This window comes from Winogradskyella bathintestinalis, assembly GCF_030407435.1.
GTDB classification, from domain to species: domain Bacteria; phylum Bacteroidota; class Bacteroidia; order Flavobacteriales; family Flavobacteriaceae; genus Winogradskyella; species Winogradskyella bathintestinalis.
In genome coordinates this window covers 80787-107356 of sequence record NZ_JASDDK010000004.1, presented here as the reverse complement: position 1 = coordinate 107356, position 26570 = coordinate 80787, and the positions used below count along the sequence as shown (strand labels likewise).

Sequence of the window (26570 nt, the reverse complement as noted above, 5' to 3'; positions counted from 1 at the left end):
AATTTAAAATTTATCTAAGCTTTTTAGATAATAATATTCATGTTGAAAATGGATGGCATTAATAGTGTCAATCCTTTAAGAGGTAATAAGATTCCAATTAAATAGCCAACTTAGAGTTCTTCTTATTTTGTAAGTTTGCAAAGACTAATTAAAATGAAGTATTAACTTAAAAGATACCCCTTTTGTGGGAAAAAATATGAGTTCAGAAATAAGAGCCTTAGAGCCAAAACAATTATGGAATAAATTTGCAGATTTAAATGCGGTGCCACGACCTTCTAAAAGGGAAGAACGCGTTATACAATTTATGAAAGATTTCGGCAAGAATCTCGGGTTAGAGACTATTGAAGACGAAGTTGGAAACGTCATTATTCGTAAACCTGCGACTAAAGGTATGGAAGACCGAAAGCCAGTAGTAATGCAAAGCCATTTAGATATGGTGCATCAAAAAAATAATGATACTGTGTTTAATTTTGACGAGCAAGGTATTGATATGCATGTGGTTGGTGATTGGGTAAAAGCAAAGGGTACTACACTAGGTGCGGATAATGGGTTGGGAGTAGCCACAATCATGGCAATTTTAGAAAGTGAGACCATTGCTCATCCTGCGTTAGAGGGGTTATTCACCATTGATGAAGAAACTGGCATGACTGGTGCCAAAGGGTTGAAAGGTGGATTGTTAAAAGGAGATATACTTCTAAACTTAGATACCGAAGAAGATGACGAAATCGGAGTTGGTTGTGCAGGTGGAGTAGATGTTACTGCAACACGAGATTATAATGAAGAAGAAACACCAGAATTTAAATTAGGTTATACGATTACTATTAAAGGTTTACAAGGTGGCCATTCCGGTATGCAAATCCATGAAGGCTTAGGAAATGCTAATAAATTAATGAACCGTTTATTATTTGATGGTTTTGAAAATTTCGGATTGCGTATTTCTGAGATTGATGGTGGGAGTTTACGAAATGCTATTCCCAGAGAAAGTAATGCCATCGTTGCCATCGATGCTGTTCATGAAGCGGCATTTGAAGCTGAAATGAATGCCAATGCCGAAGCACTTAAAACAGAGTTTAAAACCATGGAACCCGATTTGGAAATCGTAGTTTCTAAAACGGATCTACCTGCCAAAATTATGGATCTAGGAGTACAAGAAGGTTTAACTAGAGCTTTGTATGCGGCGCATAATGGGGTGTATAGAATGAGTCCTGATATTGAAGGTTTGGTAGAAACATCTAATAATATTGCTAGAGTTATTGTTAAAGATGGTCATATAAAAATAGGTTGTTTAACACGAAGTTCAGTGGAAAGTACTAAGCAAGATTTAGCCAATACTTTACGTGCTACTTTTGAATTAACGGGATGTGAAGTTGAACTTTCTGGAGATTATCCGGGTTGGGCACCGAATATGGATTCTGATATTTTGAAAGTCATGGTGCCAATTTATGAGCGTTTAAATAATGGCGAAAAGCCAAATGTGGCCGCTTGCCACGCCGGACTTGAATGTGGTATCTTAGGAACGCACTATCCGAAAATGGATATGATTAGTTTTGGACCAAATATAAAAGGTGCGCACTCACCAGATGAGCGTGCTCAGATTTCCTCTGCTCAGAAGTATTGGGAATTTGTAATAGAGATATTAAAGCATATTCCAAAAGCTTAATGGAATATTTTTACAAAGATTACGAACCTTTGTAGATATAGCTATATAAAAGGGCTAGATAATCTTTTGAAAATTATCTGAGTCAAATCAAAATAAAAGCAGCTGTTTTAGGATTAACCATAAAACAGCTGCTTTTTTATTTATCTAATTAAAGATTGTATTATTTCTTAATACTTACCAATTCAATATCAAAAACTAAGTTAGCATTTGCAGGAATTACAGGTGGATTTCCTCTTTCTCCATAACCTAAATAGTATGGAATATAAACTCTAGCTTTATCTCCAATTTTCATGTTAAGCATGGCTTCTTTAAATCCAGCTATTAAAGTGGCCGTTTCATTGTATTGCATATCGAAAGGTTTATATCGACCGGCTTGGTCTTGTCTTTCATCATATTTACCATTCTTTTCAGCGACGGCTTTCCAGGTAGTCCAGAAAAGATCACCATTTTCTAAATATCCAGCGCAATCAATATTCACACGATCTGTTGAATTTGGTTTTACACCATTTCCTTCATGGGTAAAAATCATCGCCATTCCGGTTGGTGATTCAATTTTACGACCTTTTAATTGATCATTCTTTTTTAAGAATTCATTTTTGGCGACCTCAGCTTTCGCTTTCGCTTCCTTTTGAGCTTCTTCAGCTTTTGCGTCAGCTTCAGCTTTTGCAGCAGCAGCACGTTCTTTAATTTTTGGCAATTCTTCAGTGAAAACTTTAGGTGCATCGAATTTTTTTGCAGTACTACCTATTCTTATAATATTCACCCTATTAATGGTTACATCTTCAAGTGGCTTGTTAGAACCAGGTTGAACCTTAACATTAGAAATTGTATCTAATACTGCTAAACCTTTTACTAACTCTCCAAAAACAGCATGGCACGCAACTCTTGGATTACTACAATCTCTCAGTGTTCCACTTTCATCATAAGCATCTAACCAAGGTGTGGCTTTTTCAGTGATAAAAAACTGACTTCCATTGGCATTAGCGCCAGGGTTTGCCATTGATAGCATACCAGGTTTACTATGCTTTAAATCGGAAACAAGTTCGTCTTCAAATTTGTAGCCAGGATCACCACTACCTGTTCCTGTAGGGTCACCAGCTTGAATCATAAAGTTGTTCATAACTCGATGAAAAGTTATTCCATCGTAATAAGGTTTACTCGCATACTCTTCTTTAACTAAGGGATGTTCTCCTTCTGCTAAAGCTACAAAATTAGCGACTGTAACTGGTGCTTTGTCATAAAACAGTTTTGCGACCATAGTGTCTTTTGATGTTACAATTTCGGCATAGAGCCCATCATCTAAATCAGGGTAACGTTCTTGGCAAGAAATAGTTGCTAATACTAATAGTACAACGAATGCTGTAAGTGCTTTTTTAATCATTTTTTTGAGTTATAGTGTTTAAAGTTACTTCACAAATTAAAGGAACGTTGGTTCCTATTTTATGTTCATCTCCATAGTAACCAAAAGCTTTTTGGGATGGAAATATAAATGTTGCCGTTTCTGTTGGTTTTAAAAGTTTTAAGCCTTCACGCAAACCCGTAAACAATTCTTCTTTGTCCATAATATAGGTTTTGTTAATGTTGGCATAAATTTCTTCGCCTTCAATATTAGAGACATCGAAAGTAAAATCGACCACATCTCCGAATTGTGCTCTAATCGTATCTTTTTCAATTTTAGTATTGTAGTAATACCAAAACCCACTTTCTGAAGCTATATAGTTCTTGTCGGGATTTCCTTTTATTATATTTTGAATTTGCTCGTGCTCGTGTTCATTGAGCTTTTTGTTGCGTTCTGCAGATGCTTTTAAAAATGAACCAGATTGAACTGATTCTGGTAATCGAGCCTCCGGAGATTTACAGCTAAAACACACTAACGAAAAGAAGAGTATTACGAGTAGGTTTTTCATACTTAAATAATTTATTGCCTATTTTGGGTTAGACAATTCTTGTTTATACCGTGGTAATATACTAATAAAATTATTGATAGTTGTGGTCAAATTTTCTTCGCTACGACCACCAGCGGCGTTTGTATGTCCTCCACCATTAAAATGCGCTCTCGAAAATTCATTTACCGAAAATTCGCCTTTGCTTCGTAACGAAATTTTAATAATATTATCTTGTTTGCTTTCAATAAATATCGCTGCAAATATAATACCTTCTAACGATAATCCATAGTTTACAAACCCTTCGGTATCTCCTTTCTTAAATTTAAATTCATCTAATTCTTCTTGAGATAAAGTGGTGTACGCCGTTCTCAATTCTGGAATGACCTTTAAATTTTGTAATGCCCTGCCCAACAATTGTAAACGACTATAACTATTGGTGTCGTATATATTATTGTGAATTTGCGAATTATCTGCACCTCTTTCAATTAAACTACCGATAACCTGATGTGTTTTCGTTGTGGTTGCTGGAAAACGAAACGAGCCAGTATCTGTCATAATCCCCACATACAAACACGATGCAATGGTGGCGTCAATTTGATCTTCATCTCCAAGCATACAGATAAAATTGTATACCATTTCGCAAGTAGAAGACATGCTGATATCAGAGTACATATAAGTGGCATAATCATCGGGTTGCTGGTGATGATCGATCATGATTTTTAGGGCACTAGAATCTTCCAAGACTGCCGCCATTTCATGACCTGCTCTGTGATAGGCATTAAAATCTAACGTAAAAATGAGGTCGGCTTTTTCAATAAGCGTACTACTTTCATCTACTTGTGTTTCAAATTTTAGAACGTTATCATCACCTGGTAGCCATTTTAAAAAATCGGGATAATCATTGGGTGCAATTACTGTGGCATTGTGATTATATTGTTTTAAATAATGATATAAACCTAACGTAGACCCCATGGCATCACCATCAGGATTTCTATGTGGCACAATAATGATGTTTTTGGGTGTACTTAAAAGTGTTTTTATTTCTGAAATCTGCGTTCTATTCATATTAATGCGTATCCAATACGTTTAAGTTTGGATTTTTTTTGGAATTTTAACACTTTTAATCTTGCAAAGAAGTGATTTATGTAAGTGGCGAATATACGTTTTTTAGAGATTTTGCCATGTAGATTTAATATGAAATTAATAGTATAGTGTTAAACATTTCATTATTACTTATACATTTTCATCCTATTTATCTAAACGGTAAATCTTTGAAAATGGTTAGTTTTTGCGATTGATTTATATAAGTTTTGTAGGGCAGTACCTATGATGTACTGTGGTATGCTTTCTGTTTTAAAAAAAGGTTTTAAGAAATCTATAAAAGAAATAAGGATGCTTTTTATTCGCTTTGATAATTTCATAATTTTGCATTACAAATCGATACTTAAAGCATAACATTTATTTAATAAAAACTGCATTTGTTAAATTAAAGAAATGCATTATTTTTGCACCTCATAAAAAAAAAGAATATGGCAACTAACAGAACATTTACAATGTTAAAGCCAGATGCTGTTGAAAAAGGACACATTGGCGCAATATTAGAAAAAATTTCAGCTTCAGGATTTAGAATCGTAGCGATGAAATTAACACAAATGACCAAAGCAGATGCTGAGGAATTTTATGCAATACATAACGAGCGTCCATTTTTCGGGGAATTGGTTGAGTATATGACTCGTGGGCCAATCGTAGCAGCTGTATTAGAAAAAGATAATGCTGTTGAAGATTTTAGAACTTTAATCGGTGCGACGAACCCTGCCGATGCAGCAGAAGGAACCATCCGTAAAATGTTTGCTGATTCTATTAGTGAAAATGCTGTTCATGGTAGTGATAGCGATGACAATGCCGCTATTGAGAGTGCATTTCATTTTGCTGGAAGAGATATGTTTTAAGAAAAACAATCTATCATATTAAAAAGACCATCTGTGAAGGATGGTCTTTTTTTGTATACTAATTTTTCTAATAAACGCTCATAACCCCACTTTCGGTAGAGATTGTTTCTAGTTTTATCGTCAATTTTAGGTTTAGCCACAAACGTACCATTAAGCTGAATAAACTTAATCTCACTTATACTATTATCGTCAACTTCAATAAATTCTATTTTATAACCTTCTGAAGGTTTAAAAATGAATTTGTAAGTTGTCGTAAATAATAAAGCATATTCAGATTGGTCTGCTATAATAACATATAAGACATGGTCATCTTTGATGTAAGCTTTGATTTCATGCGCCATTAAACCGAACTTACTCACATATTGTTCTAAAGTTTTACTAATCCTTCGAATTCTACACGTTCATAATCAATATCTCCTGAGATATTGGTACTAAAACTTATCTTTAAAATTACCTATAGCAGTAGTGTCAATTTTGCCATTTTTAACATTATTGAATTCAAATAAATCATAATGAAAATGGTTTAAATACTGTTTTTTTTCATTGAATCTTGAAAATAAGGAATCGTTTCCTATGCTAATTTTAAATTTACCATAACCTTTATACTCGTAGATGCCTGTGAATTCGACATAATTTCGTAATGAAGAACATAACAATTTCTACACCTGTAAAACGCTTTAAAATGTATCAGAAATTATAATTTACAATTCGTCATTAAAATTAAACAGTTCAGTAATTACAATTTAAGAAGGCCATAACTGTATCCGATATTTGTATTCAACAATGCTCATCAATATTGAATTTCTTTATAAAATCAATTACAATAAATCGATAATTTTAAATTACACGACCATGAAATCAAAGAATAGAACGCTCAAAAAAGACGATGTAAAAAGGATAATTATTAATACATTTCTCATCGTTATATTTATGTTGACAGGTATAGCTCAAGCACAGACCAATTTTGAAAAAGGAATGGTAAAAGCTTTTGAACTTTGGCAAAACGATAATACGGATGAAGCAGAAAATATGTTTGAACGCATTGCCAACGCCGAACAAAAAGAGTGGTTACCCAACTATTACATTGCACAAATAAATAGCTTAAAAAGTTGGACCGAAAAAGACGAAACTATACTAAGAGCTCAGCTTAATAAGGCTCAAAAACATTTAGATATTGCAATGCTTAAAAGTGAGAACAATGTAGAATTGTTAGTGATGCAAGCACAAATTTTAACCAATTGGGTGGCTTTTGATGGTATGACTTATGGTATGAAGTATGGCGCCAAAATAGCTGAATTGTATGAAACCGCAACAGCGATAGATCCTAAAAATCCCAGAGCGGCACTTTGTAAAGCAGAATGGGGCATGGGGAGCGCTAAATATTTTGGTCAAGATACGGCACCATTTTGTAAAGGCATTAAATCCTCCATAGAACTTTTTAATACCTTTAAGCCAGAAAGTGATTTACACCCAAATTGGGGAAAAGAACGTGCGAAACAAATAGCAAAAGATTGTAAAGCTTAATTAATTATGAAAATATTAAAGAAAATAATTCTAACATTCGCTATAGGATGCGTGGTATTTGTCATAGGGAATCTTCTGTCTAATGGCTTTAAATATGATTCCTTTAATGATTTTATAATCCAATTTGGATTCTACCAACTGTACGCCTTTGTTTTAGGATATTCCAATATGGCGTTTTTCGATTATATGGAACGAAGAATATGGGGTAAGAGAGCTTACATTAAACGTGTGTTTATTGGGATTCTAGGAAGTACTATTATAACATTAATAGGTCTATTTTTTCTACGAGTAGGAACATCTATGTTTTATTATGGTATTAGCTTTGATGCGTTTATGCAGAAGGAAACTTGGAAAGCGTATTCTTTTGGACTTTGGATTACCTTGACCATCGTTACTGTTTTTCACTTTGTTTATTTCTATAATAGATATCAGAAAAATAAGATTAAAGAACAGAAAGTTATCGCAGGTACAGCAAGTGCAAAATTTGATGCCTTAAAGAACCAGTTAGATCCCCATTTTTTGTTTAATAGTTTAAATGTATTAACCAGCCTAATTGAAGAAAATCCAGAAAATGCACAGAAATTCACAACCTCTTTATCTAAAGTATATCGATACGTTTTAGAACAAAAAAGTAAAGAACTGGTAACGGTCGACGAAGAGTTGAATTTTGCTAGAACCTATATGTCGCTTTTAAAAATGCGATTTGAGGATAGCATAATTTTTGAAATACCCGATAAGGCTTCAAACCCTGAAAGTAAAGTTGTACCATTATCATTACAGTTATTATTAGAAAATGCTGTGAAACATAATATGGTGACCACTACTAAGCCACTTCATGTAAAAATATACGAGGATCGAGATCACTTAGTGGTGATGAATAACCTACAACCAAAACAAATTGTAAAAAAGAGTAGTGGTGTTGGATTAGAAAATATTAAACAACGTTATCAATTACTTTCAAACAAAACAGTTCAAATTAATCAACGAGAAAAGGATTTTGCTGTTGCAATTCCTATGCTCACAAAACAAGTATCAATTATGAGAACCTCACAAAAATCACAGGCACGTCTTAACGATGACTATGTTAGAGCTCGTAAGCGCGTCGAAGAACTTAAGGGATTTTATTACAGTTTAATTTCTTATTGCATAGTTATACCGTTTCTAATTTTTATTTGGTATCAATTCTCTCGTTATACTATACAATGGTTCTGGTTTCCAATGATTGGTTGGGGGTTAAGTCTGGTAGCGCAAGGTTACAAAGTGTTTGTGGATAATAGTGCTTTTGGAGCTGGTTGGGAGAAACGGAAAATTGAAGAGTATATGAATAAAGAAGATCAATCTAATCGTTGGAATTAACTCAACCCAAATCTTAATAGAAATCGCAATAAAAATTACCACTTTAAAAATGGAAACACGAGATTCAAATTTAAAATTCTTAAAAGCGAAAAATAAGGTTGAAAAATTGAAACGTTTTTATATCCACTCCGTGGTTTACATAGTAATTAACTGCGTTATTACTATGGTTAAACTCATGACCAATCTTAATAATGACGAAACATTTCGAGAAGCTCTTTTCGATTTTTCAATTATAATTTCTTGGTTAGTTTGGGGAATTGCACTCGCATTACATGGGTTTTTAGTATTCATTTTGCCATTAATTATTGGTGAAGATTGGGAGGAACAAAAAATAGAGCAGTACATGAATGAGGAACTGCAAAACGACTAAAACATATAATCTGATGGAAAAATATAAGATAGAACCATATAATGAAAATGAAGGTTCAAGAAATTTTAAAAAAGAAGAAGCTTATTTAAGGGCGAAGAAAAAAGTAGATGCTATTGTCGGGTTTTACTGGCATTTAGCGGTGTATATCATTGTGAATTTATTCCTAATAATACTTATTGGTGTTAATGCTGGTTTCAACGGATTTGGAACTTATGCAACGGCGCTATTTTGGGGAATAGGATTAATGTTTCATTTCTTAGGCGTTTTTGGTCCAACATTTCTATTTGGAAAAAACTGGGAAAACAAGAAAATTGAAAAGTATATGGAAAAAGATCGCGAACATTGGGAATAATTAGTGCTTGGGGTTAAGATCTTAAAATAGTGTATTCAGTTTTAGAGCGCCTTCATTTTTAATTAATTACTATAATTAGAGGGTGATACAATGAAATACTACCCATTGATCGGAATAAAAAAAGAGTTTGGAAAAGACACAAATTTGAAAAATAAAAATTATCATGACAATGACGAGCGGAGAAAATCAACGTTTAGAAAGGGCTAAAAAAAGAGTAAAAAGACTTAAGCTTTTTTATATTCATTTAGCTGGATATATAGTTTTTGTAGCTCTTCTCTTGTACAATTTATATATTGTTGCAGGACCTTATAAAAATAATATTATAAGCCTAAATCTTAGTATTATAGTGGTTTGGACAGTTTTAATTTTTGTACATGGGTTGCATATTTTTAAGGGAAAACGAATTTTTAAAAAAAGCTGGGAGGACAGAAAAGTTGAGCGCTTTTTAAAAGAGAAAAAAGAAGAAGAAACTACATTTTGGGAATAATATCAATATATGCTTTATACAAATTGATATTTTCCCAATAACATCGTTAAGTGTATGATGCTTTTTTCAAATTACACGCTAGAATCGGGGTTATAAAAACATTAATCAAATTAAATAATTGAAATAAGTATATAGAAACTATGAACGTAATCATAATTGAAGATGAAAAACCCTCAGCGAGACGACTCCAACGTATGCTTAAAACTTTGAATGTAAATGCAGAAATATTATTGCATTCAGTAGAGGAATCCATAGATTGGTTTAAAAATAATAAGCATCCAGATTTAATATTTCTAGATATTCAATTGAGTGATGGTTTATCTTTTGAAATTTTTGAGGCAAATGAAATAAAATCTGCAGTAATTTTTACCACCGCTTATGATGAGTATGCCTTACAAGCCTTTAAATTAAATAGTATTGATTATTTGTTAAAACCAATTGATGATGAGGATTTAAAAATCGCTCTAGAAAAATATAAAGGCCGAGCACCGCAAACACAATCCGTCACTTTAGATTTTAATGATATTAAAAACCTCCTTGTTAATCCTATTGAACGTGACTATAAAAAACGATTTTCGGTAAAAGTCGGTCAGCATTTAAAACTCATTAATATAGATGATATAGAATGCATTTATAGTGAAAATAAAGGCACTTATGCTTACACTAATGAAGGGCGAAATTATCTATTAGATACTACATTAGATCAGTTAGAAGATGAATTAGAACCCGATATGTTTTTTAGAATTAGTAGAAAATTTTACGTTAATATTAATGCTATAAAAGATATGGTAAGTTATACGAACTCCAGACTTCAAATAAAACTAAACCGTTTTAATGAGCAGCAAATTATTGTGGCCAGAGAACGGGTTAAAGATTTTAAAAATTGGCTTGAGTAATATGGCGAAACTTGAAACTATGTACAAATTTCCATCATTTTGAAATGTTGTTCTTATTTTAATTTTCGAAGTAATAATAACTGAAAAAAAAAGTTGTTTCGGAATTAGAAGTTGATGTAGATATTTGAATTATATTAAATTTCCACAATGATTTTTGGCTTATTCGGTTTTATTTTCGAAAGTAGTTTTTTGCTTAATAGCAAAATGAAAAATAATTTTTCGTTCTGAAATAATTTCTTTTTTAATACTGAAAAAGCACGTGTGATATGTTTTTCTACAGTTTTTACCGAAATATCTAGATATTCGGCTATTTCAACATTGGTCAATCCTTCATTTTTACTTAGAAGAAAAACATTTCTACACTTTTTGGGTAGATTATCTATTTCTGCTTTAATAAAATTAATTTGTTTTACAATAATGTCATCGTTATCAGTTTCGTTTATTTCCGAAAGCGCTTTTATATGTTCTTTTTCGAAGATTTTAAATTTATTATTTTTTCTGTAGTGGTTAATAAAATTATTATAAACGGATTTATATAAAAAATTTTTTAATGAAGAAATCTCTTCGATATATTCTCTTCGTTCCCATAAATTTAAAAATACATTTTGTACAATATCTTTAGCCTCATCATAATCTTTACATAAGTTATAGCTATAAATACATAATCTATTATGAAACAACTCCATCAAATGAGCGAATGCCATTTCGTCCCCTTTTTTAAGTTTCATTTTAAGCTCTTCGAAATTATCTTTACTATCACCCAATCTTTGAGAATTTTATTTATAAAATTGTTAAAGTGATGGCAATATAAAAAAAAATGTTTTTAAAAGTGGGGGTAATTAAATTCTCAGTTGTCTTAATTATACAATCAGGTTTTATTTGTAATGAAAAGCGATAAGGTAAAAAGAATAATTGTCAGGTATTTATCTAATACAGCAACAAAGGAGGATTTAAATAAATTGTCGTTGTGGCTAAGCAATGACTCTAATAAAAAGGAATTTCAAGATTTCGTTAAAACCCATTATTTAGTAGCGCATAGTTTTGATAATTTTGATACTAACAATGAAATTGACAAAGTTCTTTCTATAATAAGTTCGAAAGGCTCAAGGAAAGGCTGGACTAAAAAATATTTTCGATATTCTTATGCTGTGGCTTTCTTAATTCTAGCGTTAATGGTCTCAGTGCCATTTGTCTTTAATTTTAATGGATCTGAAGTCAATGACTTTCCTATTGTGTATGAAGAAACAAGCGTTCCAGATAATAACGATGCCATATTAACTACTGGAGATGGCACAGAGGTTATCCTTGGAAATGGGGTGAAGTACAGTAATATCGGAGTTAAGGGAGACGAAGAAAAGATTGTATATAATTCAGAATCCGACGCTGATAATTACAAGGAAGACGTATTTAATTATCTAACGATTCCTAGAGGTGGACAGTATTATATTGAAATGTCAGACGATACTAAAATTTGGCTGAATTCTGAAAGTAAAATAAAGTTTCCCGTAGTTTTTAAAAAAGGACAACCGCGAATAGTTGAGCTTCTATATGGTGAAGCTTACTTTGAAGTATCACCTAGCTCAGAAAATAATGGTTCAGAATTTATTGTAAAAAATGCCATTCAAGAAGTCACTGTTTTAGGTACTATTTTTAATATAAAGGCATATAAGGACGATAGATCTATTTATACGACCCTTGTCGAGGGAAGGGTGAATGTTACAAGTGCATCAGATTTTTACGAGATGGAACCTAAAGAACAAGTACGTACAAATGTGAACTTAGGCGCGATGACAATACGTAAAGTGAATGTTGATAACGAAGTGTCCTGGAAATGGGGAGTTTATAATTTTAAAGGCCAGTCTTTAAAAGAAATTATGAAGGTAATATCTCGCTGGTATGATATTGATGTTATTTTCTTAAATAAAGAGCTTGAAGATCAGAAATTTGTTGGCAAAATTAATAGGAACTTTAAATTAGAAGATATTTTATCAACAATGAAAAGTACTGAAATTATTAACACATTTGAATTGACCGATAGCACCGTAAAACTGAGATAAAATTAACTTTAAAACATTAAAAATATGCTAAGAACCCATTTATAACACCCCATAATTTTAGAATCAAAAAAAGAGGAGAATAGTTTAGATTTTGGACGACCCGAGCTATAATCCCCTTCTGTAAGAATTAATTAATTAAAAAATAACTAACTAATAAAATGCAAATTTATGAAAATTAGATTGACCAAAAGGTTCTTCTCGCCAAGAAAAGCCGTTTTAATTGTAATTATGAAAACATTTTTGTTATTAGTATCCACAGCAATGTTTAGCTTTACTTCGAATGACCTATTTTCTCAGAGTACAAAAATTGTAATTAATCAAGACAAAATTGTTACTGTCGATGAGGTGTTTGAAATCATTAAAGCTCAAACAAATGATTATATGTTTATCTATCGTGAAGATTTATTTCGAGATTTACCTTCCATAAAATTAAAAAAAGGTGTTATAGGATTAAATAGGTTATTAAATAAAACGTTGTCAGGATCTAAATTAGATATAATAGTTACCAAAAATAATACGATTCTTCTTAAAGCTAAAAAAAGCAAATATAAACAGCAAGAACAAGAGGTAAAGGGAAGAGTCAAAGATGTTGAGGGATTGCCACTTCCAGGAGTAACAGTACACGTCAAAGGAACATCTATTGGAGTCATCACAAATATAGATGGTTATTATAAAATTAGCGTTCCTCATCCTGAAAACGTATTAGTATTTTCTTCATTAGGTTATACACTTCAAGAAATAACAGTTAACGAGCAAGATGTTATTAATGTTACCATGGAAGAAAAAACCTCGGCATTAGAAGAGGTGGTTTTAACGGGGTATCAGAAATTAAATAAAGAAAGGTCAACAGGTTCTTTTGTTAAACTAAACCAAAGAGAACTAGATAACAGAATAACCTCAAATGTTTTAGATAAAATTGTATCTATCACACCGGGGTTATTACAAGGTTCAGACGGTCAACTATCAATTCGTGGAACTTCTACCTTTTATGGCAGTAAAGACCCTTTAATTGTAGTAGATGGCTTCCCTTTAGGCACAAATTCATATAGAACGGTTAATCCTGAGGATGTTGAGTCGGTAACGGTGCTAAAAGATGCAGCCGCCTCTTCTATTTGGGGGGTGAGAGCAGCTAATGGCGTTATAGTAATTACAACTAAATCTAATAAAGAATCGAAGACCAAAATAAGTTTTTCAAGCTTTCTAAGCACTCAGAATCAAATGGATTATAACTCGATGCCTTTAGCGAGTGTTCAAAATATTGTTGATTATGAGTATAATGGATACAAAAATGGTAACCTGTTCTTATCGGACAATATTTATAATAATTATTCCGATGTTGCCTTTATATATTTAGATGAGGTAGCAGGAAACATAACATCAACAGAAGCTAGATCAAGGCTTAATCAATTAGGTTCTTACAATATTATTGATGAAAATGCCGAACATTTTTTACGTTCAAGGGTAGAGCAGCAGTATAATTTATCAATATCTGGCGGTAGTAAATTAATGGATTACTATTTTTCTACTTTTTATAATAAAACATTATATAATCTTCAAGAAAGTAACGCGGATCGTTTAAATTTAAATTCAAAAAACACATTTAAAATCTCAGATAAATTTAATGTGTTATTAAATACAAATCTAACATTTAGCAATAGCAGTAATCAGGGTGGAGATGCAAGAGGTCTTAGAGCGTATCAGCGCTTAACGGACGAGAACGGGGCTTATATTCCTGTAAACACATCAGTGTCTCAAAGGGTTAAAGATCAGGTTATTGGTCTTGGGTTTTTAGATTGGAATTACAATCCTATTCAAGACAGAGAATTTATTGATAACAATTCTAAACGTTTTGATGGGCGTTTTCAAATCGGTGCTGAATGGAATATTATTAAAGGACTTGAATGGAATTCTTCATTTCAATATGAATATAGTCATTTTGTCGATGTTAACTATAATAAAGAGGGAAGTTATAGGTCTCGTGATATTTACAATCAATATACATCTACGTTTAGAACACTAGACCCAGTTACTGGAAATGAATTTATAACTGGTATAAACCAGCATCACTTTCCAAAAGGAGGAATTTATAAAGAAGGAAATACAACCTATAAAAATTACAATGTAAGGAATCAACTTAATATTGATGTAAATCCTTTTAACGATAGTCATGAAATAAATGCTATTGTAGGTAGTGAAATACAAGAATTTGTTGTAGAAGGGTCCAATACTGGAGATATATATGGGTTTTCTGACGACACCTATTTTGGAACACCAATTAACTTTAATCGGGTGGAGGACTTTAAGGGGATTCAGAGAAATAATCCATCTGGTATACCAACAAAGACATTTGAAAAGGATCGCTTTGTCTCATTTTTTGCAAATGCAGGCTATAATTATTTAAATAAATATTCCTTTACAGCGAGTGCGCGTATCGATCAAACCAACTTATTTGGACAAGATCCTAAATACAAATACAAACCGTTGTGGTCTGTAGGTGGCGCTTGGGTTATTTCGAAAGAAAATTTCTTCCAATCAAATTTTGTGGACTTTTTAAAGGTAAGAGCTACTTATGGATTTAATGGAAATATTGATAAAGGAACTAGTCCTTTTCTTAGAATTGAGGTATTGCCTCCAGATTTTAATGTACCTTTTCCTAAAGCTATTATAGTATCTCCCGCAAACCCATTATTACGTTGGGAACAAACAGAAATCACCAATATAGGATTAGATTTTGGCCTATTTAAAAGCAGAGTTTCGGGTAGTTTAGAATTTTATTGGAAAAGCAGTACTGATCTGTTAATGGAAAAAGATTTAGATCCGTCCTTAGGTTTTGATAGAGCGTTTGTAAATGCAGGTGCCATGAAAAATAAAGGTGTTGATATAGATTTAAAAGTAAAAGTTCTAGATGGTGAGAATTTAAAATTTAATACCAATTTTAATCTAGGTTTTAATAAAAATGAGGTAGTAAAATTTGAATCTGGTACTTATACTGCGCGTCAGTTAATCAATAGAGATGCTTTAGTTGTTGGTGAAGACCTAAATTCAATCTACTCATACCAATGGCAAGGTTTAACCAATACTGGACAAATGCAGGTATTGGATATGAATGGGAATGTGGTTGAGATTAACGAAAATACCGATATCAATGAAGTATTAGAAAACGATAGTGACGTTGTAGTAAACTCAGGGACCAGGATACCTAAATTTTACGGTGGAGCACAGTTTTTTGTTGACTATAAAGGCTTTAATCTTTCGGCGTACTTTTCTTATAAGTTTGGCCATTCATTTTACCGACCAACCGTTTCTTATGGGACTAATGTAGCAGCCTTTAATACCAGATTTGTACATGAAGACTTAAATGATAGATGGCAAAATCCTGGTGACGAAAATATTACGGATGTTCTTGCAAGTCCAACAACCAATAACGATTCTAATAGAATGTCAATTTATTTAAACTCTAATCATCTTGTTGAAGATGCCAGTTTTGTGAATTTAGATCAAATATCAGTAGGATATCAATTACCCGAAAGATTCACGCAACCAATAGGTATTGAGGGTATGTCATTTAATTTTCAAGTGACTAATATTGGAAATGTATGGACAGCTAATAAATTTAATATAGATCCAGAGAATTCGTTTGCTCCAAACAGAGAGCCAAACTACACACTTGGATTAAGGTTTAATTTCTAAAAAACAAAAACAATGAAAAGAATAATATACATAGTTATCTTTCTAGTTAGCTTTACCTCTTGTAATGATTATCTAGATGTAGAACCTAAGGGACAAATTATAGCAAATTCTCTTGAAGATTATGAGTTTTTATTATCTTCTACATCCTTTTATAATGTAACTGGTTTTCCATTTATTTTATCAGATGATTTTTTTAGCACAACAATTCCGTTAGCCGCACCTGATAATTACGCTGCCTTTCTTTGGGAAGATTATTTTTACAACTCAACGGAGGATGATATAAATTGGAATCTTGAATATGAAAAAATATTCTTAGCCAATACAATTGTTGAAGGTGTTAATGAATTGGGAGCGAATACTTTATTGGGTAAACAGATTAAAGCAGAAGCTTTATTTCACCGTTCTTACACGTTATTTAGTTTAGTAAATACCTATGCAAAACATTATAACGCCGCCACCGCTGCCACCGATCCTGGGGTACCTATATTTTTAGAAACAAATTTAGAGACCGATAGTTACACCAGAAGCTCTGTGAAAGACGTATATGATTTAATTATCTCAGATATGGAAGCGATTGTAGATGATTTACCAGACTCACAAGATAATAAAGTGCGTCCTGATATAGCCAGTGGTTATGGCTTTTTATCTAGGGTCTATTTGTATAAAGGAGAATTTGAGAAAGCAAAAAATGCGGCTAATGTGGCATTATCTTATAATGATAGGTTTCATGACTTAAGAGAAGAACCATTTGCAAGTACTTTTCAAGATTATAAAGAAGGGTATATTAACAAAACGATTTCTTGGGGATTTGTATTAATGAAAATAAGTCCAGAAACGAAAGAAGAGGTCTATAGCGACCCAACAGATTTACGTTTCTCTCAAAATTTCTATGATTTTGGACCTACTAGTCTAATTTTTAGAGGATATGTTGCCTCATTTCATGGACCTAGTACCCCCGAAATGTATTTAATAAAAGCTGAGGTTGATGCTAGGACTAATAATATAGAAGGCGCCTTAGAAAATATAAATACAGTTAGAGAATATCGATTTATGGAAGCCGATTATGCACCGATAACTCAAGGAGAAGTAACAGATGTTTTCGATTTATTAATATCTGAAAGACGCAAAGAATTAATGTTTAAAGGTCATAGATGGTTTGATGTGAAGCGATGGAATGCGGAAGGTTTAACTAATATTTCTTTTGAAAGAAAAGATGTAGAAGGAAATATTGTAGCCACCTTACCAGCAAATGATGATAATTGGGTAATTGCAATTCCAAGAAAAGTCATATCGGATTACAATCCTAGTCTAGAACAAAATCCGAGATAATATTATTATAAATAGAGGCATTCTTCAAATTACTGCGCAATAGAATGCTTCTATTTTCTTAGAACACATTAGAAAGCCTTGGCTTTTAAATTGCAATCAATATCTATAATTATTTAAGCATAATTCAACATATGCTTGTCTACCATTTTTTGTACAGTTCAAAATATAAAGACATAGTTAAATATGCTCTTTGTTTAGCTCTTAAACAATTGTGTAATTATAAGGTTGTCTAGAAATTGAAGGGTATAAAAATTCAATGAGAGTTATTAAAAATTAAATAACTCAAACACTATAATATAAACGTTTACAATAAATACTTATGAAACTCAAGAATATATTAACAATTAGCATCGTAACGCTTTTAATGGCTTGTGAAAAGAAAACGGACCAAGTAGAGGGGGGATATCTTTTAAATGTTACAATGAAAGATTATTCAGAACCTTACATTTATTGGGATATGGGAGAAGGATTAGATTCTATGCGCGTTGACAACGGTAAATTTAGTATATCAAATACATTAGAAAGTCCTCAACAAGTAAACTTTAGGGCAAAAGAGAACATAGACCAATCATTTATTATTTATTTAGAAAATTCAATTATAGATGCATCTGTAGACTTTAGTAAAGATCGTTTTAATGATCCTGATTTTATTGAAGTAAGAGGTTCTGAAGCACATGAAATTAAACGAAAAATTGATTGGGATGTGATGAAATATTCAGATCAGAAATACAAAGGAGCTAGTGATATGGCTTTAGCAAAATATAAAACTGAAACTTTTTATTTTTTATTAAAAGCAAACCCTAAATATATTAATGATGCCGGCTTTGAACAGGCGTATTATTATTTTGCTTTTTACCTACCAACGGCGCATTTTCCATATGAAGAAGCAAAACAGTTATTAGATATTTTTAAAGATAAATATGGAGATACGGAAAGATTCAAAGCAATGCAAAGGAAAATAGATGTAGCTCTTAAGCGCAAAATAGGTACTCCTTTTATTAATTATACTATAAACAACACGGAAGGTGAAGAGGTAAAACTTAGTGATTCTTATGGTAGTCGCTTCACGCTCATTGATGTCTGGGCAAGTTGGTGTGGACCTTGTAGAAAAGAAAATCCAAATTATAAAAAAATATTAAAAAAATATAAGGATAGAGGGTTTCAAATAATTGCGGTTTCGTTGGATAATGATAAACAACGATGGGTTGATGCTATAAAGGAAGATAGAACTTATGAATTTGTTCATGTTTCAGAGTTAAATGGGAGGAAAGACCTATTATCTAAAACCTACGGTATTAATGGTATTCCAGATAGTTTTTTACTGGACAAAGATGGTATAATAATTGAAAATTCACTTCGAGGTGAGGGCCTAACAGAAACATTAGAGTATTTATATGCTAATTGATATAGATTATATTTAAATTTTATAGAATTACAATCACTAATAGTGAAATCCTTTCAAAAAGTTTTCGATTATAAGTGCTATTTGGGGTTTTGCATCTGAAACAAAATTATAATTCTTCTGTACTGTTTTTTAAAATAACAAATTACAGCAGAAAGTGTTTTTTTTTCTGTTAGCCATGGAGCGTTTACAGTTCAAAGTTTAAACAGTAAAAACTAATTAATAAATAATGGTATAATTAATTGAGTTAGTCTGTAAAAGTCGTTTGCCTATCAGGTAAACGGCTTTTTAATTAAATAAACTCTTAACACCTAGTTTGTTTAATTATAGAATTGAAAAGATCTAAAATAATTTGTGATTTTTTTAACATTCTATATCTAGGGTAGGCTTTTCAAATCACGTCATAATAGATAAACGAGATAGTTCTAAATTATATTTTAACAAATAATAAATAATGATGAAAAAGTTTACAATCTTATTCGGTTTACTATGTTGCTTCAGTTTGATGGCACAGAATATAAATCTTAGCGATCCATTACCTGATAACCACAAAATCAAAAAAGGTGTGCTTTCCAATGGCATGACTTATTACATATACCATACAGATGTAACAAAAAACGTTGCCAGTTACTATATCATCCAGAATGTAGGGTCCGTTTTAGAAGATGATGACCAGCAAGGTCTAGCCCATTTTTTAGAGCATATGGCGTTTAATGGTACCGAAAATTTTACTGGAAAAGGTATTTTAAACACATTACAAACCCAAGGATTGGTATTTGGTAGAGATATTAATGCTTATACAGATTTTGATGAGACAGTATATAATGTAAATAATGTACCAACAACGCCAGAAATGATTAATACAGGGTTGATGATTCTAAAAGATTGGTCCAATTATTTGTTATTGACCGATGAGGAAATCGATGCCGAACGTGGCGTCATTAGAGAAGAGTGGAGAACACGCCAAAATGGTAGCATGCGAATTTTTCAACAATCGTTATCAACTACATATAATAACTCTAAATATGCCGAGCGTCTTCCTATTGGACAAATGGATATTGTTGATAATTTTGAATATAAGGCATTACGCGACTTTTATCATGATTGGTACAGAACGGATCTTCAAGCTATTGCTATTATAGGTGATATTGATGTTGACGCTATTGAAAAAAAGATTAAAACCATGTTCTCTGAAATTCCCGCAGTTGAAAACCCAATAGAACGTTTTGTGGTTCAAATTGATGATAACCAAGAGATGCTATACCATATGGCTATGGATGAAGAAGTGTCTACCGCAAGTATTTCTTTTGCCATTACACATCCTAAACACTTAAGAGATCAAACCATAGGGGATTTACAAGAATCGCTTTTAATCGAAATGACAACTTCTATGCTTACTGATAGACTAAGCGAAATTAGTCAAAAACCAATAGCACCATTTTTAAATGCAAGAATGGGATATGGTGAGTTAACTAGAGCGAAAAATCAATTATTTATCTCAATTAGTCCAAAACCAGAACAACAACAAGAAGCTTTTAAATCTGTGATGGAAGAAGTAAATAGAGCTATGAAATTTGGTTTTACACAAGCCGAATTGGAGCGTACAAAAAAGCAATATGCTAACTATTATGAGAATCAGATCAGTCGAGAAGACGACAGGTCTCATGGTGCCATTATCAATACCATCAAAAGTAATTATTTGGATAATGAAACCATAACGGACATTGCCAAAGAATATGAAATTATAAAAGAATTATTCGCAAGTTTAACAACCGATGATCTTCATCATACTATTAAAAAACTGTACACGCAAAAGAACCGAATTCTTTCGGTAACTGGTGTGAAAGGAGAAAACAATCTAACCAAAAAACAAGCTGAAAGCATATTGCATAGTACTGAAAAGGATTCCTCATTAACAGCGTATGAGGACAATTTTGCAGGCAAAACTTTAATGACTGGTGTTAATGTCAAAAAAGGAAAAATTGTATCGGAAAAAAGAGTTGATGACATTGATGCTACCATATTCAAATTGAGTAATGGAGCAACAGTTTATTATAAATTTGCAGATAAGAACAAAGATGATGTGCAATTGATTGCTACAAGTTATGGGGGGAAATCATTATTAACGGATTCAGAATTACCATCATCAGCGCTGTTGAGAGATTTAGTACAACTTTCTGGACTGGGAGATTATTCAGCGACCGAATTACCAAAAATATTGGCGGGTAAAACAGCTCAAACCCAAGTACGAATATCTGACCTTAGTGAAATGATTACGGGTAATGCTGTGTCTAAAGATGTAGAGACACTATTACAAATGCTTTATTTAAGGTTTGAAAAACCCCGACTAGATGAAGATGCTTATAAAGTATTGCAGAACAATATTACTAGTTTTTTAACAAGAAGAAGTAAAGATATCAATGCTAAAATGCAAGATAGTGTTACCACTACACTTTATGGAAATAACAATCCTAAGCATATAATATTCAATCAAGCGATGATTGATAAAGTTGATTTTACTATAATGGAGAATATTTATAAATCGCGATTTAGTAATGCAGCAGATTTTAATTTTTTCATTGTTGGAGATGTTGAAAAAGAGGTTCTAAAACCGCTGTTAGAAAAGTATGTTGCCAGTATTTCTTCAACAAATATCAAAGAGAATTGGAAAGATAATTCAGATTCGTGGATAAATCCAGCCATAGATAAAAACATTTCGCTACGAATGGAAGACCCAAAAGCTACGGTCAGAATTGGTTATAGAAATAAAGTAGAATACACGCTTAAAAATGAGCTACTCGTTGGAACATTAGCATCCATTTTACAATTACGTTACACTGAAACGTTAAGAGAGCAAGAGGGTGGTACTTATGGCGCAAGTGCGAGAGCATCACTATCTAAAAGACCTATTGAAGAAGCTAACCTACAAATAAGTTTTGACTGCGATCCTAATAAAGTTGAGCAATTAGTTGTCATCGTGCACAATGAAATTGAGAAAGTTGCAAAAGGTGAGATTCAACAATCGGATCTAGACAAAACGCTTACAAATTATATCAAAGCAAGAAAAGAACAAAAGGACTATAATCGCTATGACATGAGTTGGGTAACTAATTACGTTTTAGAAGGTTATGATATGAATGATCCTAAAAATTATGAGGATATCGTGAACGCAATAACTGCTGAGGATATTCAAAATTTTACCAACGAATTGTTAGAGGACGCAAATACCTTTGAAATTATCTTTGAACCCTTAAATCAGTAGTAGAAATTTCTTTATAAAACGACATGAAAAAATATATTGTTGTATCCATTTTTATATCTGCCTTATAGATACACAGATTTTAGAGTCTGTAAAATGGCGAACTTCGGTAATAAACATTCCGGTTACCGCATTTAACACAATCTCCATCGCGAAAATTAATCCGGGATGGAAAGTTATACTGTAGAGGAATAAATTTTTAAAATGAAAATCACCTATTTTAAGTATGAAACTTAATTTAAGCAATACGTTTAACTCAAAAGCAATGTTTGAAGATCATTGCTGAAGTAGAATTTAGAGTATAGAATTAGAAGTGTTATCTGCCAACGACTTTCGAAGGCTTGGTGTTTAAACTGAAATAGTTGCAATTAATATTATTTTTTAATAGAAGACTTAAATTATTAATTTAGATATGAAACAATTACTTGTTGGTGTTTTTCTTACCTTGTTAACTTTCAATACTGCATTAGGTCAAGTATTTGACCCTGTTAAATGGTCTTTTAATAAAGAACGAATTTCAGATACAGAGTATGATTTAATTATGAATGCGGATATTGATGCCGGCTGGCATTTGTATTCTCAACAGGTCCCAGATGACGGTCCTATACCAACTATTTTTAAATTTACGCCATCCAAAGATTATGAATTGGTAGGGGAAACCTTAGAAGGAGAGGGGCATATTGTTGATGATCCTGTATTTAATATGACGATTAAATTTTTTGAAGATCAAGCAGAATTTAGACAACGCATTAAAATACTGAATAACAATATTTCCATCATCGAAGCTCAGATAGAATTTATGGTCTGTAATGATGAGAAATGTTTACCGCCCACTTATATTGACGTTGATTTTAATTTTTTAAATTCAGAGGTATTTGGTGATAAGGATAATAATTCGGGTTTAGGTTTTTCAAAAATTACTCCGAATAACACCTACCATCCAAAAGACGAAGACGAAGCTAATAAAGGGCTTTGGACTATTTTTATTTTGGCTTTTATCTCGGGCTTTGCAGCGTTATTAACGCCTTGTGTGTTTCCAATGATTCCGATGACTGTTAGTTTTTTTACTAAGCAAAGTAAAACCAGGGCAACCGGAATTAGAAATGCAATCATCTATGGATTAGCCATCATTGTTATTTATGTGCTGTTAGGTACTGGCGTAACTGCAATATTTGGTGCAGATGTCCTTAATGCTTTAGCGACTAATGTATGGTTTAATATAATTTTCTTTTTATTATTAGTGGTATTTGCATTGTCTTTTTTAGGTGCTTTTGAAATCATGTTACCGAATTCTTGGGCAAATAAAGTTGATAGTCAAGCAGACCGTGGTGGTCTTGTCGGCATATTTTTTATGGCCTTGGCTTTGGCGATTGTCTCTTTTTCGTGTACAGGGCCAATTGTGGGAACATTACTTGTTGAAGCAGCTTCTAAAGGTGGCATTGCGCCGATTGTGGGTATGTTTGGGTTTTCCTTAGCCATAGCTTTACCATTTGGGTTGTTTGCAGCATTTCCGGGATGGTTAAATTCTTTACCAAAATCTGGTGGATGGTTGAACACTGTAAAAGTAGTCTTAGGATTTTTGGAACTGGCATTAGCATTCAAATTTTTATCGCAAGCCGATCTAGTTTTGCAACTACACATTCTAGAAAGGGAGGTATTCTTAGCTATTTGGATTGCCATTTTCGGAAGCTTGGCACTGTATCTTTTTGGTAAAATCAAATTACCGCACGATTCTCCATTACCCTACATTTCTGTCGGTAGATTGAGTTTAGGGTTATTAGTATTATCATTTACCATCTATATGATACCTGGACTTTGGGGTGCACCACTAAATCTAATAAGTGCATTTCCACCGCCATTAGAATATAGCGAATCACCCTATGGTGTTGGCTATTCTAAAGTAACTAGTGGCTCAGTTTCAAATCATGAAAAATTACCTAATGGTGCACATTTATTGGCGCCTCATGATATTATGGCATTTAATGATTATAACAAAGGATTAGCCTATGCTAAAAAAGTGAACAAGCCAGTGATGATTGATTTTACAGGGTGGGCATGTGTGAATTGCCGAAAAATGGAACAAAATGTATGGCCAAAGGACAAAATTTTAAATATCTTAAAAAATGATGTTATACTTATTTCCTTATATGTAGACGACAAAAGAAAATTAGAAAAATCGGAGGTAGTAGAATCCCAATTGAGACCAGGGAAAAAATTAAAATATATTGGACAGAAATGGAGTGAAATGCAGACCATAAAATATAAAGCAAATACACAACCATTTTATGTGCTCATGGGCCATGATGAAGAAAATCTCGTTAAACCTGTAGGCTACACTCCAGATGCCGAAGCGTATTATGAATGGTTAAAAGATGGACTTCAAAAATTCAATTAGTTCTAAAATAGTTTCTCATAAAATGCTATTCTGCTATCATAACAGTGGATACAAACCAATAAATATTGTTATTAATTGAGAATTAGGTTTAATAGATACCTATTTAAGTAGTAATCTCACTAATAGACACATAGTGTTTGCTAGTTTTTTATTTAAGTATTAAAATCTTATTTATAGATATATCCAGCGCCTAATAATTTGGCAGCTATGCACATAATCTCTCTGAGATAAACTATTACAAAATATGGACGATAGTAATAAAAATAATTTCAACCAAGAACAAACACGGCATCTTGAAACTCATTTTAAGACTTTCAGAGATAACGTCGTTGGTAGCGATCAAACGTTTACCTCTCCCTATGGAAAACAAAAGATATTATATGCAGATTGGACCGCAAGTGGGCGTTTATATAGACCTATAGAAACAAAATTGCTTGAAGAGATAGGGCCGTTTGTGGCGAATACGCATACCGAAACTTCAATAACAGGTAGTGTGATGACCCATGCATATTCAGAAGCTCGGAATATTATTAAAAAACATGTCAATGCTTCTAGCGATGATATACTAATCACTGTGGGAACTGGAATGACTGGAGCTATTAATAAGTTTCAACGAATTTTGGGGATTAAACTCAACGAAAACTTAAAAGCTTATACCAAGATACCTAATCACAAAAGACCAATTGTCTTTGTATCTCATATGGAGCATCACTCTAATCAAACCTCTTGGATAGAGACCATTGCCAAAGTGGTAGTCATTCCATCTAATAATGACGGGTTGCCATGTTTGGGGAGTCTTGAGAATTTAGTTCGACAGTATAAAGATTTTTCTATTAAAATTGCGGCAATTACAGGGTGTTCAAACGTTACAGGAATTAGAACTAACTATTACAACATAGCGAAACTAATGCATCAGAACAATGGTTTATGTTTTGTTGATTTTGCTTGTTCCGCACCATATGTTAATATGGATATGCATCCAAATGATGAAGAGGCCTATTTAGATGCCATAACATTTTCACCACATAAATTTTTGGGAGGTCCAGGAACATCAGGAGTGCTGATTTTTAATAAAAAGTTGTATAAAAATTTAGTGCCAGATAATCCTGGAGGAGGTACTGTAAGTTATACCAATCCTTGGGGCGATCATGATTATATCGATGATATTGAAACTCGTGAAGATGGTGGGACTCCAGGCTTTTTACAAACCATTAAAATAGCGCTTTCAATTCAGTTAAAAGAAGAAATGGGGGTCCAGAATATTTTGGAAAGGGAGCATGAATTGAATGCTATTATTTTTAAACGCTTGTCTAAAATTAAAAACCTAAAAATTCTAGCTCCGAAGCAAATTGATAGATTAGGTATTATTTCATTTTATATTGAAGACGCGCATTATAATTTGATTGTTAAATTATTAAATGACCGCTTTGGTGTTCAAACTAGAGGAGGCTGTTCTTGTGCAGGGACATACGGACATTATTTATTGAATGTAAACCAAACAACTTCAAAAGCCATTGAACAAAAAATATTAGCGGGTTGTCTAATAGAAAGACCGGGTTGGGTACGAATGTCAATTCATCCTATTATGGAAAATAGCGAAGTGGAATTTATCTGTAATGCTATAAAAGAAGTATCACAGAACTTCAAATCTTGGGGAGAAGATTATACATACAATACTGAAAAAAATGAATTCATTCATAAGAGTGAAATTTCTATTGAATCAGAAATAATTAAAGGTTGGTTTTGTTCTTAATTTTATAAATTGATTTATTACAGCAGTTTTATTAATACGGCAAGAATAACCTATATTGTTTACGTGTATTATTTTATATATCATTTTAATATTGTGATAATAAGTTAATCAGGTTATTTTTTTTAAGTTTAATACATCAAAAGATTCTCTAGCGTTTGTAGATGTTTGGGAAGATTTTGTTCAAATTAATATGTATTAGAAAACC

21 protein-coding genes are annotated in these 26570 nt (G+C 32.4%); 15 read left to right on the top strand and 6 right to left on the bottom strand.

All coding sequences use genetic code 11. From position 1 onward, the window contains the following. Positions 1-196: 196 nt before the first annotated feature. Complete coding sequence (locus QMA06_RS11795) at positions 197-1660, top strand: aminoacyl-histidine dipeptidase (RefSeq protein WP_290207061.1); 1464 nt, start codon at positions 197-199, stop codon at positions 1658-1660. 160 nt (positions 1661-1820) lie between these two features. Here the strand turns inward: QMA06_RS11795 and QMA06_RS11790 are convergent, their stop codons facing one another. From QMA06_RS11790 to QMA06_RS11780, 3 genes are read right to left on the bottom strand one after another with little or no spacing between them, the layout of a single operon-like run. After that, entirely contained in the window at positions 1821-3041 is a 1221-nt protein-coding gene (locus tag QMA06_RS11790; RefSeq protein WP_290207060.1) for a peptidylprolyl isomerase, read from the bottom strand. Further along, positions 3034-3567, bottom strand: coding sequence for a gliding motility-associated peptidyl-prolyl isomerase GldI (gene gldI / locus QMA06_RS11785; protein ID WP_290207059.1), 534 nt, complete (start codon positions 3565-3567; stop codon positions 3034-3036). The genes QMA06_RS11790 and gldI overlap by 8 nt, the downstream gene beginning before the upstream one ends. A gap of 18 nt (positions 3568-3585) precedes the next feature. Next, positions 3586-4611 carry a DHH family phosphoesterase gene (locus tag QMA06_RS11780; protein ID WP_290207058.1) on the bottom strand — a complete coding sequence of 342 codons (1026 nt, stop codon included), beginning with the start codon at positions 4609-4611 and terminating at the stop codon, positions 3586-3588. Positions 4612-5075: 464 nt separating this feature from the next. Between QMA06_RS11780 and QMA06_RS11775 the strand changes: the two genes are divergently transcribed. Then, a complete protein-coding gene (locus QMA06_RS11775) occupies positions 5076-5495 on the top strand; it encodes a nucleoside-diphosphate kinase (RefSeq protein ID WP_179008384.1) in 420 nt (139 codons plus the stop codon). Here QMA06_RS11775 and QMA06_RS11770 read toward each other — a convergent pair. Further along, a complete protein-coding gene (locus QMA06_RS11770) occupies positions 5492-5836 on the bottom strand; it encodes a hypothetical protein (protein ID WP_290207057.1) in 345 nt (114 codons plus the stop codon). The two genes, QMA06_RS11775 and QMA06_RS11770, sit on opposite strands and share 4 nt — an antisense overlap. Before the next feature lie 90 nt (positions 5837-5926). Then, positions 5927-6151 (bottom strand): DUF3471 domain-containing protein, encoded by a 225-nt coding sequence (locus QMA06_RS16510; protein WP_407704312.1) that lies wholly within the window; start codon positions 6149-6151, stop codon positions 5927-5929. Positions 6152-6347: 196 nt separating this feature from the next. Between QMA06_RS16510 and QMA06_RS11765 the strand changes: the two genes are divergently transcribed. From QMA06_RS11765 to QMA06_RS11740, 6 genes are all read left to right on the top strand, one after another. Next, positions 6348-7019: a hypothetical protein gene (locus QMA06_RS11765; RefSeq protein ID WP_290207056.1), complete on the top strand. Its 672-nt coding sequence runs from the start codon at positions 6348-6350 to the stop codon at positions 7017-7019. A gap of 6 nt (positions 7020-7025) precedes the next feature. After that, the gene (locus tag QMA06_RS11760; RefSeq protein ID WP_407704311.1) at positions 7026-8375 is read left to right on the top strand and encodes a histidine kinase; all 1350 of its coding nucleotides are present in this window, start codon (positions 7026-7028) and stop codon (positions 8373-8375) included. A gap of 49 nt (positions 8376-8424) precedes the next feature. Beyond that, positions 8425-8745 carry a 2TM domain-containing protein gene (locus QMA06_RS11755; protein ID WP_290207055.1) on the top strand — a complete coding sequence of 107 codons (321 nt, stop codon included), beginning with the start codon at positions 8425-8427 and terminating at the stop codon, positions 8743-8745. Positions 8746-8758: 13 nt separating this feature from the next. Then, positions 8759-9097 (top strand): 2TM domain-containing protein, encoded by a 339-nt coding sequence (locus QMA06_RS11750; protein ID WP_290207054.1) that lies wholly within the window; start codon positions 8759-8761, stop codon positions 9095-9097. 169 nt (positions 9098-9266) lie between these two features. Next, positions 9267-9584: a 2TM domain-containing protein gene (locus tag QMA06_RS11745; protein WP_290207053.1), complete on the top strand. Its 318-nt coding sequence runs from the start codon at positions 9267-9269 to the stop codon at positions 9582-9584. 140 nt (positions 9585-9724) lie between these two features. Continuing rightward, complete coding sequence (locus QMA06_RS11740; RefSeq protein ID WP_290207052.1) at positions 9725-10480, top strand: LytR/AlgR family response regulator transcription factor; 756 nt, start codon at positions 9725-9727, stop codon at positions 10478-10480. Positions 10481-10614: 134 nt separating this feature from the next. Here QMA06_RS11740 and QMA06_RS11735 read toward each other — a convergent pair whose 3' ends face one another. Beyond that, positions 10615-11208, bottom strand: coding sequence for an RNA polymerase sigma factor (locus QMA06_RS11735; protein WP_290207051.1), 594 nt, complete (start codon positions 11206-11208; stop codon positions 10615-10617). 156 nt (positions 11209-11364) lie between these two features. Between QMA06_RS11735 and QMA06_RS11730 the strand changes: the two genes are divergently transcribed. The 7 genes from QMA06_RS11730 to QMA06_RS11700 all read left to right on the top strand — a co-directional run bounded on the left by QMA06_RS11730 (position 11365) and on the right by QMA06_RS11700 (position 26365). After that, the gene (locus tag QMA06_RS11730; protein WP_290207050.1) at positions 11365-12537 is read left to right on the top strand and encodes a FecR family protein; all 1173 of its coding nucleotides are present in this window, start codon (positions 11365-11367) and stop codon (positions 12535-12537) included. A 168-nt stretch (positions 12538-12705) separates the two neighbouring features. Next, positions 12706-16227 carry a SusC/RagA family TonB-linked outer membrane protein gene (locus QMA06_RS11725; RefSeq protein WP_290207049.1) on the top strand — a complete coding sequence of 1174 codons (3522 nt, stop codon included), beginning with the start codon at positions 12706-12708 and terminating at the stop codon, positions 16225-16227. A 12-nt stretch (positions 16228-16239) separates the two neighbouring features. Further along, positions 16240-17556 carry a RagB/SusD family nutrient uptake outer membrane protein gene (locus QMA06_RS11720; protein ID WP_290207048.1) on the top strand — a complete coding sequence of 439 codons (1317 nt, stop codon included), beginning with the start codon at positions 16240-16242 and terminating at the stop codon, positions 17554-17556. Between the two features lie 319 nt (positions 17557-17875). Continuing rightward, complete coding sequence (locus QMA06_RS11715) at positions 17876-18961, top strand: TlpA disulfide reductase family protein (RefSeq protein WP_290207047.1); 1086 nt, start codon at positions 17876-17878, stop codon at positions 18959-18961. 454 nt (positions 18962-19415) lie between these two features. Then, positions 19416-22220: a M16 family metallopeptidase gene (locus QMA06_RS11710; RefSeq protein ID WP_290207046.1), complete on the top strand. Its 2805-nt coding sequence runs from the start codon at positions 19416-19418 to the stop codon at positions 22218-22220. A 409-nt stretch (positions 22221-22629) separates the two neighbouring features. Next, on the top strand, positions 22630-24612 hold the full coding sequence (locus tag QMA06_RS11705) for a protein-disulfide reductase DsbD family protein (protein ID WP_290207045.1): 1983 nt from the start codon (positions 22630-22632) through the stop codon (positions 24610-24612). Between the two features lie 244 nt (positions 24613-24856). Next, positions 24857-26365: an aminotransferase class V-fold PLP-dependent enzyme gene (locus QMA06_RS11700; protein ID WP_290207044.1), complete on the top strand. Its 1509-nt coding sequence runs from the start codon at positions 24857-24859 to the stop codon at positions 26363-26365. Positions 26366-26570: the final 205 nt, after the last annotated feature.

What these genes read in the sequence shown, in the direction of transcription:
- QMA06_RS11735 (WP_290207051.1), bottom strand. Translation starts at nt 11,208, where the DNA reads ATGAAACTTAAAAAAGGGGACGAAATGGCATTCGCTCATTTGATGGAG.
- QMA06_RS11770 (WP_290207057.1), bottom strand. Translation starts at nt 5,836, where the DNA reads ATGGCGCATGAAATCAAAGCTTACATCAAAGATGACCATGTCTTATAT.
- QMA06_RS11790 (WP_290207060.1), bottom strand. Translation starts at nt 3,041, where the DNA reads ATGATTAAAAAAGCACTTACAGCATTCGTTGTACTATTAGTATTAGCA.
- QMA06_RS11715 (WP_290207047.1), top strand. Translation starts at nt 17,876, where the DNA reads ATGAAACTCAAGAATATATTAACAATTAGCATCGTAACGCTTTTAATG.
- gldI (WP_290207059.1), bottom strand. Translation starts at nt 3,567, where the DNA reads ATGAAAAACCTACTCGTAATACTCTTCTTTTCGTTAGTGTGTTTTAGC.
- QMA06_RS11755 (WP_290207055.1), top strand. Translation starts at nt 8,425, where the DNA reads ATGGAAACACGAGATTCAAATTTAAAATTCTTAAAAGCGAAAAATAAG.
- QMA06_RS11745 (WP_290207053.1), top strand. Translation starts at nt 9,267, where the DNA reads ATGACGAGCGGAGAAAATCAACGTTTAGAAAGGGCTAAAAAAAGAGTA.
- QMA06_RS11710 (WP_290207046.1), top strand. Translation starts at nt 19,416, where the DNA reads ATGAAAAAGTTTACAATCTTATTCGGTTTACTATGTTGCTTCAGTTTG.
- QMA06_RS11730 (WP_290207050.1), top strand. Translation starts at nt 11,365, where the DNA reads ATGAAAAGCGATAAGGTAAAAAGAATAATTGTCAGGTATTTATCTAAT.
- QMA06_RS11760 (WP_407704311.1), top strand. Translation starts at nt 7,026, where the DNA reads ATGAAAATATTAAAGAAAATAATTCTAACATTCGCTATAGGATGCGTG.
- QMA06_RS11740 (WP_290207052.1), top strand. Translation starts at nt 9,725, where the DNA reads ATGAACGTAATCATAATTGAAGATGAAAAACCCTCAGCGAGACGACTC.
- QMA06_RS11700 (WP_290207044.1), top strand. Translation starts at nt 24,857, where the DNA reads ATGGACGATAGTAATAAAAATAATTTCAACCAAGAACAAACACGGCAT.
- QMA06_RS11725 (WP_290207049.1), top strand. Translation starts at nt 12,706, where the DNA reads ATGAAAATTAGATTGACCAAAAGGTTCTTCTCGCCAAGAAAAGCCGTT.
- QMA06_RS11780 (WP_290207058.1), bottom strand. Translation starts at nt 4,611, where the DNA reads ATGAATAGAACGCAGATTTCAGAAATAAAAACACTTTTAAGTACACCC.
- QMA06_RS11705 (WP_290207045.1), top strand. Translation starts at nt 22,630, where the DNA reads ATGAAACAATTACTTGTTGGTGTTTTTCTTACCTTGTTAACTTTCAAT.
- QMA06_RS11775 (WP_179008384.1), top strand. Translation starts at nt 5,076, where the DNA reads ATGGCAACTAACAGAACATTTACAATGTTAAAGCCAGATGCTGTTGAA.
- QMA06_RS11795 (WP_290207061.1), top strand. Translation starts at nt 197, where the DNA reads ATGAGTTCAGAAATAAGAGCCTTAGAGCCAAAACAATTATGGAATAAA.
- QMA06_RS11720 (WP_290207048.1), top strand. Translation starts at nt 16,240, where the DNA reads ATGAAAAGAATAATATACATAGTTATCTTTCTAGTTAGCTTTACCTCT.
- QMA06_RS11750 (WP_290207054.1), top strand. Translation starts at nt 8,759, where the DNA reads ATGGAAAAATATAAGATAGAACCATATAATGAAAATGAAGGTTCAAGA.
- QMA06_RS11765 (WP_290207056.1), top strand. Translation starts at nt 6,348, where the DNA reads ATGAAATCAAAGAATAGAACGCTCAAAAAAGACGATGTAAAAAGGATA.